This window comes from Arthrobacter sp. 10N410, assembly GCF_056394945.1.
In genome coordinates, this window is record NZ_JBFTIP010000001.1 from 949,275 (window position 1) to 960,987 (window position 11,713).

Below are 11,713 nucleotides of genomic sequence, written 5' to 3' on the forward strand. Positions count from 1 at the left end.
CCGCAACGCCGTCCGATCCGGCCCGGCGGACCGCCCCCGGGCCGGAACTGCCCCGCCGCCCGAGTGCCTCTAGAATCACAACCGAGACCCTCTATGAAGGAGCAGCCGTGCGTTTTTTGAGTGAGCCGACCACCGACCTGACCTATTCGGACATCTTCCTGGTGCCATCCCGCTCCGACGTCACCTCGCGGCTGGACGTGGATCTGTCGGCGGACGACGGGACCGGTTCCACCATCCCGCTGGTCGTCGCGAACATGACCGCCGTGACCGGGAAACGGATGGCCGAGACGATGGCACGCCGCGGTGGCCTGGCGGTCCTTCCGCAGGACGTGCCGCTGGACGTGCTTCGGAGCGTCACGGCCTGGGTCAAGGCCCGGCACGCGGTCTTTGAGACGCCGGTCAGCCTGCGCGCCTCGAACACCGTGATCGATGCCCTGCACCTGATGGGCAAGCGTCCGCACGGCGCGGTGGTGGTTGTGGACGACGCCGGCGCCGTCGCCGGCGTCGTCCGGGCCGCGGACTTCGAGGGCCAGGACCGTTTCGCTTCCCTTGCCTCCGTGATGCGCCACCAGCCGCTCGTGCTCGACGCCGCGGAGTTCGACGCCGACGGCGCAGCTGATTCCGGCGCCATGGCGCTCTCCCTGCGCCGCGCCTTCGACGCCATGGACGCCGCCGGTACCGACTTCGCGCCCGTCCAGCAGGACGGTGTGCTGGCCGGCGTCCTGACCCGCAAGGGCGCCCTGCGCTCCACCCTGTACCGGCCCTCCCTCGACGACGGGGGTGCGCTCAAGGTGGCCGCCGCCGTCGGCATTAACGGCGACGTCGCCGGCCGGGCGTCAGAACTGCTCGCGGCCGGAGTTAACGTGCTGGTGCTGGACACCGCCCACGGCCACCAGCAGAAGATGTTCGACGCCCTGGCCGCGGTCCGCAGCCTGGACCCCGGAGTGCCGGTCGTGGCCGGCAATGTGGTCACCGCCGAGGCCACCCGCGAGCTGATCCAGGCCGGCGCGGACATCGTCAAGGTCGGTGTGGGACCGGGCGCCATGTGCACCACCCGGATGATGACGGCGGTCGGCCGTCCGCAGTTCTCCGCCGTGCTGGAGTGCTCGGCCGCGGCACGCGACGCCGGCGGCAGGGTCTGGGCCGACGGCGGAGTCCGTTACCCCCGCGACGTGGCGCTGGCCCTCGCGGCCGGCGCAAGCCAGGTCATGATCGGCTCCTGGTTCGCCGGGACGCACGAGAGCCCGGGGGACCTGCAACTGGACGCCAACGGCCGCCAGTTCAAGGAGAGCTTCGGGATGGCCTCGGCGCGGGCGGTGCAGAACCGCAACCAGCGCGAGGGCGCCTTCGAAAAGGACCGGAAAGCCCTGTTCGAGGAAGGCATCTCTACCTCCCGGATGTACCTCGACTCCGCCCGCCCCGGGGTGGAGGACCTGCTCGACATGATCACCGCGGGGCTGCGCAGTTCGATGAGCTACGCCGGTGCCGCCGATCTCGCGGCGTTCCGGGAGCGGGCCGTAGCCGGCATCCAGTCCGCGGCGGGCTACGAGGAAGGCCGCCCGGTGCCGCAGAGCTGGTGAACCGAAACCTGTAGACTGAAATTCTTATGGACAGTAAATCTAGGTGCCGGCCTGGGGGCTGTCAGCGCGGAACGGAATCCGTTCCCGCCCAGTCCACCCGCAGAGCCGGCAAACCCCGTTCACGCGCCCATCACTCTTCCGCTGCACGGAACGCATCGTTCCACGGACAGAGTGCCCTACAGGAAACAGGGTCGGCCGCGGCTGACCATCCTCCGCCGGGACGTTTCCCCCGGCCAGCTCTTCTCCGCTCCGAAGCGGGCCGCTAAATGGAGTGGCTACTGCTCGGAGCCGGACTGCTCCTCATCCTCGGCACCGGCTTTTTCGTCGCCGTTGAATTCTCCCTGGTTGCCCTCGACCAGGCCACCGTGCAGCGCGCCGTGGACAACGGCGACGCCGCCGCCGCGCCGCTGCTGAAGTGCCTGAAATCCCTGTCCACGCAGCTCTCCAGCTGCCAGCTCGGCATCACCCTGACCACCCTGCTCACCGGCTACGTGATGGAACCCTCGGTGGGCAAGTTGCTGGAGGGCCCGCTGGCCGCGCTCGGGCTGCCCGAAGCGGCCGCCACGTCAGTCTCGCTGGTCCTCGCAATGGCTCTGGCGACCCTGCTGTCGATGCTGATCGGCGAACTGGTCCCGAAGAACATGGCGATCGCACTCTCCTTCCCGGTCGGCAAGGCCCTCGCGCGGCCGCAGCTGGTCTTCACCGCAATCTTCAAGCCCGCCATCGTCGTGCTCAACGGCTTCTCCAACAAGGTCCTGAATGTCTTCGGCCTCGAGGCCAAAGAGGAAATCTCTGGCGCCCGCACCCCGGCCGAGCTCGCCTCGCTGGTGCGCCGCTCGGCCGCGATGGGAACCCTGGACGAACGGACCGCCAACTTCATCTCCCGCACCCTGAAGTTTTCCGGGCGGACGGCCGCGGACGTGATGACGCCCCGGATCCGGGTGGAGACCATTGACGGACATCAGCCGGTCTCGGACATTGTGGAGGCAGCCAAACGCACCGGCTACTCCCGCTTTCCCGTGATCGGCGAGTCCTCGGACGACATCCGCGGGGTGGTGCACGTCAAGAAGGCCATCGCCGTTCCGGTGGACCGGCGCGCCAACCTTGAAGCCGGAGCGATCATGACCGAGGTGCTCCGCGTGCCGGAAACCATCCACCTGGACGGACTGCTCGCCGAACTGCGCGAAGGCAATTTGCAGCTCGCCGTGGTGCTGGACGAGTACGGCGGAACTGCCGGGATCGCCACCCTGGAAGACCTCGTGGAAGAAATCGTCGGGGAAGTGGCCGACGAACATGACAAGGTCCGCCCCGGGCTGCTGCAGAGCGCTTCGGGGGACTGGTACTTCCCGGGCCTGTTGCGCCCGGACGAACTCTCCGAACAGATCCCGGGCCTCACCGTGCCGGATGAGGCGGCCTACGAGACGGTTGGCGGCTACGTCATGAGCCAGCTCGGACGCATCGCGGCCGTGGGCGACACCGTCGACGTCGGCGGCGGAAAGCTCAGCGTCACCCGTATGGACGGACGCCGGATCGACCGCATCTGCTTCAAGCCCGCGCCGCCGGAGCACGAGCCGCACAGTGGCAACAACGGGCGCATTGACGCTGCCGGAAAGGCCGGTGCCGCATGAGCGACTGGCTGGGAATACTCTGGCTCGCGATACTGCTGCTGGGCAACGCGTTCTTCGTCGCGGCGGAATTCGCCGTCATGTCCGCCCGCCGCAGCCAAATCGAGCCCCTCGCCGAGTCCGGGTCCAAGCGGGCCCAGACCACGCTGCGGGCCATGGAAAACGTCTCGCTCATGCTGGCCTGCGCGCAGCTCGGGATCACGGTCTGCTCGCTGCTGATCCTGCAGGTGGCCGAGCCGGCCATCCACCACCTCATGGCCGTCCCGCTGGAGGCGCTCGGTGTCCCGGTGGAGATGGCCGACGTCGTGGCCTTCGCCATCGCGCTGCTGGCGGTCACCTTCCTGCACGTGACTTTCGGCGAGATGGTGCCGAAGAACATCTCCGTCTCGGTGGCGGACAAGGCGGCCCTGCTGCTGGCCCCGCCGCTGATCTTCATTGCCCGGGCGGTCAAGCCGGCGATCGTGGCCCTCAACTGGTCCGCGAACCACATCCTGAAGCTGATGCGGATCGAGCCGAAGGACGAGGTGACCTCCTCCTTCACGCTTGAGGAAGTCCAGTCGATCGTGCAGGAGTCCACCCGGCACGGCCTGGTGGACGACGACGCGGGACTGATCACGGGTGCGCTGGAGTTCTCTGAACATACTGCGTCCCAGGTCATGGTTCCGTTGGACAAACTCGTGATGCTCAAAGCCGCCACGACGCCGGAGGAGTTCGAGAAGGCGGTCAGCCGCACCGGTTTTTCCCGCTTCCCGATGCTCGACGACGAGGGCATGCTCTCCGGCTACCTCCACATCAAGGACGTGCTGTCGATCCCGGAGGCCGGCTACCAGCACCCGATCGCGGAAAGCCGCATCCGCTCCCTGGCCAACCTGGCTATGGAAGACGAGATTGAGAAGGCGATGTCCGTCATGCAGCGCACCGGTTCACACCTTGCCCGTGTGATTGGTCCTGATGGGCACACCCAGGGCGTGCTGTTCCTGGAGGACGTGATTGAGCAGCTGGTGGGGGAGATCCGGGACGCCACGCAGGCAACCGGCTACCGCAGGCTCGGACAGGACTAGTGGAGGCAGGCAACACGGGTCTGACCCTAAATAGGAATGATTCCCATTTAGGGTTAGACTCGTTGTATTGCTAATGCTTCTCAATAACAGATCCGAGGTATTTCCGTGCGCCGTTCTGCCGCCGCTCTTCTCCTTGCCGGCCTCAGCACCGTCCTGCTGACGGCTTGCGGTCCGACCTCGGCCGGCGACCGGCCCGGTGCGGGCGATGGCGTCGTTGAGGTGGTGGCCTCCACCAGCGTGTACGGCGACATCGTCCGCAGCGTTGGCGGCGACAAGGTGCGAGTCACCTCGATCATCAGCCGGACCAGCCAGGATCCGCACTCCTACGAGGCCACCACGCAGGACAAACTGGCCGTCTCCAAGGCCGAACTGGTGGTGGAGAACGGCGGCGGCTACGACGATTTCCTGGACAAGCTGGCCGGGGACACCGGGCTGGACGGGAAGGACCTGCTCAACGCCGTCAAGGTCTCGGGGCTGGACTCCGGGAGCTCGGCCGCGTTCAACGTACACGTCTGGTACAGCCCCGCCGCGATGAGCCGGCTGGCCGACGCGCTGGCGGAGAAGCTGGGCGCCCTCGAGCCTTCCTCGGCCGGAGACTTCCGGAACAACGCCGCGGTCCTGAAGAAGGAGCTCGGCGGACTGGAAACCCGGCTGTCGGCGCTCAAGGCCTCGGCGGCCCGCGGCGGCGTCGCCGTCACGGAACCCGTGCCGCTCTACCTGTTGGAAGCCGCGGGCCTGCAGAACCGGACGCCGGCCGAATACAGCGCCGCCATCGAAGCCGGCTCGGATGTTCCACCCGCCGTGCTCCGCTCCGCCATCGACGTCGTGAAGTCCGGCGGGATCCGGCTGCTGGCCTACAACCCGCAGACGGAGGGACCGCAGACCCGCGCGCTCAAGGACGCCGCCGTCGCCGCGGGTGTTCCCGTGGTGGACTTCAGCGAGACCCTGCCCGAGGGCAAAGGGTACCTGCAGTGGATGTCCGGCAACGTGGACAACCTGGCCAAGGCCCTTGCCCGGGGCTAGCCCGGCCTAAGATAATCGCAACGGCGTGGGCACCTGGCCTAAGCAGAAATCGAGGAATACCCAGTTGACACCCGTAGTGAGCCTGCGCGGAGCCTCCCTCACGTTCGGCAACCGGACCTTGTGGGAGAACCTGGACCTGGATATCAGCCCCGGGGAATTCTTTGCCGTCCTCGGCCCCAACGGCAGCGGCAAGACGACCTTCCTCAAGGTCCTGCTCGGCCTGCAGGAACTGAGCTCCGGGACCGCCGTGCTGGACGGCCGGCCCATTGCCCGGGGCAGCCGGCGGATCGGCTACGTCCCGCAGCAGGAATCGTTCGACCCGGACACCCCGCTGCGTGCCCGGGACTTGGTGGGGCTCGGCGTCGACGGTCACCGCTGGGGGATCCGCCTCGGCGGGGCCAAGGTGAACCGCAGGATCGACGGGCTGCTTGCCGAGGTAGGTGCGCAGGATTACGCCAAGGTCCCGGTGGGAAAGCTCTCCGGCGGTGAGCAGCAGCGGCTGCGCGTGGCCCAGGCCCTCGCCACGGAGCCCAGGGTGCTGCTGTGCGATGAACCGCTGCTTTCGCTGGACCTGCATCATCAGCAGGCGGTCAGCGCGCTGATCAATAAGCAGTGCCACGAGCAGGACAGCGCGGTGATCTTTGTGACCCACGAGATCAACCCGATCATGGACTACGTGGACCGTGTGCTCTACCTGGCCGGCGGCCGTTTCCGGGTGGGCACGCCCGAGGAAGTCATGACCACGGAGGTGCTGTCGGATCTGTACGGCAGCCATGTGGAAGTAATCCGCGCCAACGGCCGGCTGATCGTGGTGGGCCTGCCGGACGCGACGACGCACCACCACGAAGACGCCCACTCGATCGCAGGGGAGGTGGGCTAGATGGATCTGGACAGCGTGCTCCATGCGATCTTCAACTTCGAGAACTACGGCGAACTACTGGTGCTGGTGCAGAACTCCATCTGGGCCGGCGCGGTGCTGGGCCTGCTCGGCGGCCTGGTGGGCACCTTTGTGATGAAGCGTGACCTCGCCTTCGCGGTGCACGGCATCTCCGAGCTCTCCTTCGCCGGCGCGGCCTTCGCCCTGTTGGTCGGCGCCGACGTGGTGTTCGGCTCGCTCGCCGGATCGGTGGTGGCGGCGCTGCTGCTGGGCCTGATGGGGGTCCGGGCCAGGGACAAGAACTCCACCATCGGGGTGCTCATGCCGTTCGGCCTGGGCCTGGGCATTCTTTTCCTCTCGCTCTACGAGGGCCGGGCCGCGAACAAGTTCGGCCTGCTCACCGGCCAGATCGTGTCCGTAGGCACCGTGCAGCTGCAGGTCCTGGCGGTTGCCGCCGTCGTCGTTATGCTGGCGCTGATCGCCATCTGGCGGCCGCTGACCTTCGCGAGCGTGGACCCCCGGGTGGCCGCCGCACGGGGTGTCCCGGTGCGCGGGCTGGCGCTGGGCTTCATGCTGCTGCTGGGCGTGAGCGTGGCCCTGTCCATCCAGATCGTCGGCGCGCTGCTGGTACTGGCGCTGCTGATCACTCCGGCCGCCGCCGCACTGCGGGTGACCTCGTCGCCGCGGCTCGTGGTGCTCCTCAGCGTGGTCTTCGCGGTGACGGCAACGGTGGGCGGGATACTGCTGGCGCTCGGCGGGCGGCTCCCGATCAGCCCCTACGTCACCACGCTGTCCTTCCTGATCTACGTGGTGTGCCGGGTGATCGGCGGCATCCGGGACCGGCGCGGTGACAGCGGCCGGATGGTGCCGGAGACAACATGAGTAATGGGATTGCCGTCCGGGAGGCTGACCCTCGGCTGGGAACCCGGGTGACAGGGCCAACCGGCTTTTTCTAGCGGCCGGCCTGCAGGGCCGTGCAGTCGGGGCACAGCCCGAAGATCTCCACAGTGTGCTCGACGGCGGTGAAGCCGTGCTCGCTCGCGATCCGCGCCGCCCAGGCCTCGACGGCGGGTGCTTCCACTTCGACGGCCTTGCCGCAATTGCGGCACAGCAGGTGGTGGTGGTGTCCGGTGACCGCGCAGCGCCGGTAGACAGCCTCGCCGTCGGCGTTCCGCAGCACGTCTACCAGGCCGTCGTCGGCGAGGGACTGCAGGATCCGATAAGAGGTGGCGAGCGACACCGAGGTGCCCCGCTCCTGCAGGATGCGGTGCAGCTCCTGCGTGCTGACGAAGTCGGCCAGCTCGTCCAGCGCGGCGCTGACGGCCAGCCGCTGCTTAGTGACGCGTTGCTCTTTGCCCGGTTCCTTGCCCGCCGGCTGTTCCTTGCTGCCGGCGGCGGCTGCGGCCTCGGCCGGTGCCTGGCTGCCGCTGGTTGTGGCGCCCTGGGACATGGGGGAACTCGCTTCGCTGGGGGTCTTGCTGCGGGTAGTGGCAGGCTCCCAGATTACCAGCCGGGCCACGTGGACACCGCTTCGCAAGGCACCATAGGCTGGCCGGATGAAGCTGACGAAATTCACCCACGCCTGCGTCCGTCTCGAAAAGGAAGGCCGCGTGCTGGTGCTGGATCCGGGGACTTTTTCCGAGGCTGAGCAGGCCCTCGCCGGCGCGGACGCGGTCCTGATCACCCATGAGCACGCGGACCACGTCGACGTCGACGCAGTCACCGACGCCCTGCTGGAGGACACGGAGCTGCAGCTCTTCGCTCCCGACGGCGTTGCGTCCCAATTGCGCGGCAAAGCGCCCGCGGCTGCGGAACGAATCAACACTGTTGCAGCGGGGGAAGACTTCGAGACGGCCGGTTTTGCCATCCGGAGCTTCGGTGGCCAGCATGCCCTCATCCATCCGCAGATCCCGGTGGTCGCCAATGTCGGTTATTTGGTCGACTCCAACGTCTACCACCCGGGCGATTCCTTCGCGATCCCGGACGGCGTCGACGTGCAGACCCTGCTGGTGCCGATCCACGCCCCGTGGAACAAGGTGGGTGAAGTGGTGGACTTCGTGATCGGCGTGCGCGCGCCGCGGGCTTTCCCGATCCACGACGCCCTGCTGAACGACACGGGACGCGGTCTGGTGGAAGGGCACGTCACGAGGATCGGCGCCAGGTACGGCACCGAATACCGGCATCTCTCCAGCGGCGATTCGGTGGAGGTGTAGGTTCCGCTACCGGTTAGGCGGGCCAGGTTCCGCTGGCGAAGAACTCGCGGAGGGTGGCCTCGTGCGGTGCCGGATCCAGGCCCTGTTCCTGCAGCCACTCCGGGCTGTAGTAGTTGCCGGAGTAGCGGTCGCCGGCGTCGCACATCAATGACACCACGCTGCCGCGGCGCCCCTCGGCGATCATCTCGGCGATGAGCTGCCACACGCCCCAGAGGTTCGTGCCGGTGGACGGGCCTGCGTGCAGCCCGGCGTAATCGCGCAGGTGGCGCATGGCCGCCACCGAGGCGGCATCCGGCACTTGGATCATGTGGTCGATCACGGCCGGCACGAAGCTCGGCTCCAGCCGGGGCCGGCCGATGCCCTCGATCCGGGACGGCAGGCCGGTCGCACCAGCTGTAGCGCCGTCGTCCCGGCTGGCAATCCAGCCGGGGAAGAACGCGGAATTCTCCGGGTCGACGACGGCGAGGCCGGTATCGTGCCGTTGGTAGCGCAGGTAGCGGCCGATCGTCGCGCTGGTCCCGCCGGTGCCGGCGCCCACGACGATCCAGCGGGGGACCGGGTGCTCTTCGAGCGCCAGCTGGCCGAAGATCGACTCGGCGATGTTGTTGTTGCCCCGCCAGTCGGTGGCGCGCTCTGCGTAAGTGAACTGGTCCATGTAGTGGCCGCCGGTGCTGCGGGCCAGGTCCTCGGCCGCCGCGTAGACCTCGGAGGCGTGGTCCACCAAGTGGCACGAGCCGCCGAACTGTTCGATCAGCGCGATCTTCTCGCGGCTGGTGGTCCGGGTCATGACGGCGATGAACGGCAACCCCAGCAGCTGCGCAAAGTAGGCCTCTGAGACGGCCGTGCTGCCGCTGGAGGCTTCCACGATGGTGGTCCCTTGGCGGATCCAGCCGTTGACCAGGCCGAAGAGGAACAGCGAACGGGCGAGCCTGTGCTTGAGGCTTCCTGTGCGGTGGGTGGATTCGTCTTTCAGGTACAGCTGGACGCCCCAGTGCTCCGGCAGGGGTACCGAATAGAGGTGGGTGTCGGCTGATCTGTTGTTCTCGGCATTGATCCGGCGGATGGCTTCGTCGGCCCAAACCCGGTCCTGCTGGCGCACTCTTGTCACCGCACCAGCCTACCCGCGGCGGTGCCGGTCCAGCGTTAGAGTGGGCGGATGGACACCTTGATGACTGTGGCCCAACTCAAGGAACGGATGGACTCCGACGCGCGGACGGTGCTGCTGGACGTCCGCTGGGCGCTTGGCGACCCGCACGGCCGGGAGCATTATCTGCAGGCGCACCTGCCCGGCGCGGTCTTCGTGGACCTCGCCGCCGAGCTTGCCGGCCCGGCCGATCCCAGCCGGGGACGCCATCCCTTGCCGCCGCTGGAGCAGTTCCAGGAGTCCGCGCGCGGCTGGGGCGTCCGGGACGGTGACTTGGTGGTGGCCTATGACGACACCGGCAACCTTGCGGCGGCCAGGCTCTGGTGGATGCTGCGCAACGCAGGCTTCCCGACGGTCTGCCTGCTCGACGGCGGCCTGGCCGCCTGGCGCGCGGAGGGATTCGACGTCGAGAACGGCGAACCCGATGTGGAGGCGGGTGACGTCGTGCTCTCCGACGGGGCCATGCCGGTGATCGGCGCGGCTGAGGCAGCCGCATGGTCCGGCAGCGGCCTCTTGCTGGATGCCCGGGCCGGGGAGCGGTACCGGGGCGAGATAGAACCCGTGGACCCCCGCGCCGGACACATTCCCGGCGCCGTGAGTGCACCCACCACCCGGAACCTGGCGGCGGACGGCAGGTTCCTCCCGGCAGCCACGCTTCGCGAACGTTTCACCGGCTTGGGCGTGCAGGCGGGTCTGCCGACCGCCGTGTACTGCGGCTCCGGGGTGACCGCGGCCCACGAGATCGCGGCGCTGGAGATCGCGGGCTTCCGCGCGGCCCTGTACCCGGGATCGTTCTCGGAGTGGTCGACCAATCCATCAAACGACGTAGTGACCGGCGCTGCTCCTGAGGGCGATGTGTCTCAAGCCAGCCCGGCGCACGGCGGCTGACTCAGCTAGGCGGCTGACTCCGCCGGCTGCGCTGCCGGGCGCGCGCCCACCATGACCTTCGCCCGGCGCCCCAGTTTGGCCCGGTGCCTGAGCTTTCTGTTCTGGAGCGGAGGCTTTGGAGGGTCGTTGGTTTCTCTGTCCTCTCCGGAGCGCGGTTGCGGCCGGCAGGGGACGCCGGTTCCCGGCAGCGGCGGGGCGGTGGAGTGGTAGCTGTGGCCGGTGGGTGTGGTGAGTTGGAGGGTGTGCCGGGGTCCGGGGCGGGGTTGTGCGTTCCAGCCGGGGGTTTCTTTGGTGTGGTTGCAGGCCTCGCAGAGCCCGGCGCCGTTGGCTGCTGTGGTGGCGCCGCCGGTGTGCCAGGGGATGATGTGGTCCAGGTGTCGGATGGGGGCGTCGCAGTAGGGGGTCCGGCAGGTGTCGTCCCGGGCCTGGATTAAGCGGCGCAGCCCGGGCGGGAAGAGCCTCGCGCGGGAGTCCATGGCCACGAGTTCGCCGGTGGTCGGCGCGGTGTAGAGCCTGCGGAGCCAGAGGGCGAAGGCGCGTTCGTCGCTAGAGCCGCCCGCGGCTGCGCCACCGAAGTCTTTGAGTAGACGTCGGGCCCACCCGGCGGGGACGATGCCGTAGCCGGGGAGGCGGGCGGGTTCGCTGTCGGCCTGGAAGAGGGTGCGGTCGGTCATGATGAGCTGGATGTCGATGCCGCTGATCCCGCCGGCTTTCCCGGTGGTGCGTTCGACCAGGGCGTCGGCCATCAGCTGGCCCCGGGAACGGGGATCCCCGGCGGCGCGGGCAGCGTCTGCGTGCCGGGTGAGGGCGGCGTGCACGGCCACGCCTTGGCCGACGGGCAGCAGAGCGGTGAGGTAGCACATGGTGTCGGGGGCCGGGCGGAGGCTGACGTGGCGTTCGGTTTCGGCGTGGCCGGCGCTGGGTGATGGAGCGCGGGTCCCGCCGGTACGCGGCGGCCCTGGCCGCGGCGATGATGGCGCGGTCGCCCGCGCCGGTGAAGGTCCCGGCGTCGGGGGCGAGTTCCTCGTCGACGGCGGCCCGGTCCGCGGGGGACAGGCAGGCGGTTTCGCGGACCAGGAGGGTGGCGCGCCATTCGTTGAGCTGGCCGGTTTCCAGGGCGGCGAGGGTGTGCGGCATTTCGGTGACGAGGGCTTTGGCCAGGCCCAGGAGTCTCCCGCCTTTGGCGGGGGATTCGCGCCGGGCGAGGGCGAGCTGCGCGCCGACGCCGGCGCCAAGCTGGTCGGCGGGAACCCCGGCCAGGGATTGTTCGCGGCGCTGGGACAGGTCGAAGGCGACGGCGTT

At 68.7% G+C, this 11,713-nt stretch carries 10 protein-coding genes and 1 pseudogene; 8 read left to right on the plus strand and 3 right to left on the minus strand.

The window, feature by feature from the left end:
- Nucleotides 1-107 precede the first annotated feature (107 nt).
- The 6 genes from AC1DB8_RS04475 to AC1DB8_RS04500 all read left to right on the plus strand — a co-directional run bounded on the left by AC1DB8_RS04475 (nucleotide 108) and on the right by AC1DB8_RS04500 (nucleotide 7,048).
- Nucleotides 108-1,580: a GuaB1 family IMP dehydrogenase-related protein gene (locus tag AC1DB8_RS04475; RefSeq protein ID WP_441417317.1), complete on the plus strand. Its 1,473-nt coding sequence runs from the start codon at nucleotides 108-110 to the stop codon at nucleotides 1,578-1,580.
- A gap of 266 nt (nucleotides 1,581-1,846) precedes the next feature.
- Complete coding sequence (locus tag AC1DB8_RS04480) at nucleotides 1,847-3,208, plus strand: hemolysin family protein (RefSeq protein WP_441417318.1); 1,362 nt, start codon at nucleotides 1,847-1,849, stop codon at nucleotides 3,206-3,208.
- Nucleotides 3,205-4,266, plus strand: a complete 1,062-nt coding sequence (locus AC1DB8_RS04485; protein ID WP_476892274.1) for a hemolysin family protein — start codon at nucleotides 3,205-3,207, stop codon at nucleotides 4,264-4,266. Before AC1DB8_RS04480 ends, AC1DB8_RS04485 begins: the two co-directional genes overlap by 4 nt.
- 105 nt (nucleotides 4,267-4,371) lie before the next feature.
- Nucleotides 4,372-5,289, plus strand: coding sequence for a metal ABC transporter solute-binding protein, Zn/Mn family (locus AC1DB8_RS04490; protein WP_476892275.1), 918 nt, complete (start codon nucleotides 4,372-4,374; stop codon nucleotides 5,287-5,289).
- A gap of 64 nt (nucleotides 5,290-5,353) precedes the next feature.
- A complete protein-coding gene (locus AC1DB8_RS04495; RefSeq protein ID WP_441417321.1) occupies nucleotides 5,354-6,169 on the plus strand; it encodes a metal ABC transporter ATP-binding protein in 816 nt (271 codons plus the stop codon).
- Nucleotides 6,170-7,048: a metal ABC transporter permease gene (locus tag AC1DB8_RS04500; RefSeq protein WP_441417322.1), complete on the plus strand. Its 879-nt coding sequence runs from the start codon at nucleotides 6,170-6,172 to the stop codon at nucleotides 7,046-7,048.
- Nucleotides 7,049-7,118: 70 nt separating this feature from the next.
- Here the strand turns inward: AC1DB8_RS04500 and AC1DB8_RS04505 are convergent, their stop codons facing one another.
- A complete protein-coding gene (locus AC1DB8_RS04505; RefSeq protein WP_441417858.1) occupies nucleotides 7,119-7,616 on the minus strand; it encodes a Fur family transcriptional regulator in 498 nt (165 codons plus the stop codon).
- 106 nt (nucleotides 7,617-7,722) lie between these two features.
- On the opposite strand from AC1DB8_RS04505, the gene AC1DB8_RS04510 reads away from it, so the two are divergent.
- Nucleotides 7,723-8,379, plus strand: a complete 657-nt coding sequence (locus tag AC1DB8_RS04510) for an MBL fold metallo-hydrolase (protein WP_476892276.1) — start codon at nucleotides 7,723-7,725, stop codon at nucleotides 8,377-8,379.
- A gap of 13 nt (nucleotides 8,380-8,392) precedes the next feature.
- Here AC1DB8_RS04510 and cds1 read toward each other — a convergent pair whose 3' ends face one another.
- Nucleotides 8,393-9,487 (minus strand): L-cysteine desulfhydrase Cds1, encoded by a 1,095-nt coding sequence (cds1, locus tag AC1DB8_RS04515; RefSeq protein WP_476892277.1) that lies wholly within the window; start codon nucleotides 9,485-9,487, stop codon nucleotides 8,393-8,395.
- Nucleotides 9,488-9,535: 48 nt separating this feature from the next.
- On the opposite strand from cds1, the gene AC1DB8_RS04520 reads away from it, so the two are divergent.
- The gene (locus AC1DB8_RS04520; protein ID WP_476892278.1) at nucleotides 9,536-10,411 is read left to right on the plus strand and encodes a sulfurtransferase; all 876 of its coding nucleotides are present in this window, start codon (nucleotides 9,536-9,538) and stop codon (nucleotides 10,409-10,411) included.
- 5 nt (nucleotides 10,412-10,416) lie between these two features.
- Here the strand turns inward: AC1DB8_RS04520 and AC1DB8_RS04525 are convergent.
- A pseudogene (locus AC1DB8_RS04525) lies at nucleotides 10,417-11,713 on the minus strand (HNH endonuclease); the annotation flags it as partial.

Excerpts from the sequence above, each read along its gene's own strand:
- AC1DB8_RS04520 (WP_476892278.1), top strand. The coding sequence starts at position 9,536 with ATGGACACCTTGATGACTGTGGCCCAACTCAAGGAACGGATGGACTCC.
- AC1DB8_RS04485 (WP_476892274.1), top strand. The coding sequence starts at position 3,205 with ATGAGCGACTGGCTGGGAATACTCTGGCTCGCGATACTGCTGCTGGGC.
- AC1DB8_RS04505 (WP_441417858.1), bottom strand. The coding sequence starts at position 7,616 with ATGTCCCAGGGCGCCACAACCAGCGGCAGCCAGGCACCGGCCGAGGCC.
- AC1DB8_RS04500 (WP_441417322.1), top strand. The coding sequence starts at position 6,170 with ATGGATCTGGACAGCGTGCTCCATGCGATCTTCAACTTCGAGAACTAC.
- AC1DB8_RS04480 (WP_441417318.1), top strand. The coding sequence starts at position 1,847 with ATGGAGTGGCTACTGCTCGGAGCCGGACTGCTCCTCATCCTCGGCACC.
- AC1DB8_RS04510 (WP_476892276.1), top strand. The coding sequence starts at position 7,723 with ATGAAGCTGACGAAATTCACCCACGCCTGCGTCCGTCTCGAAAAGGAA.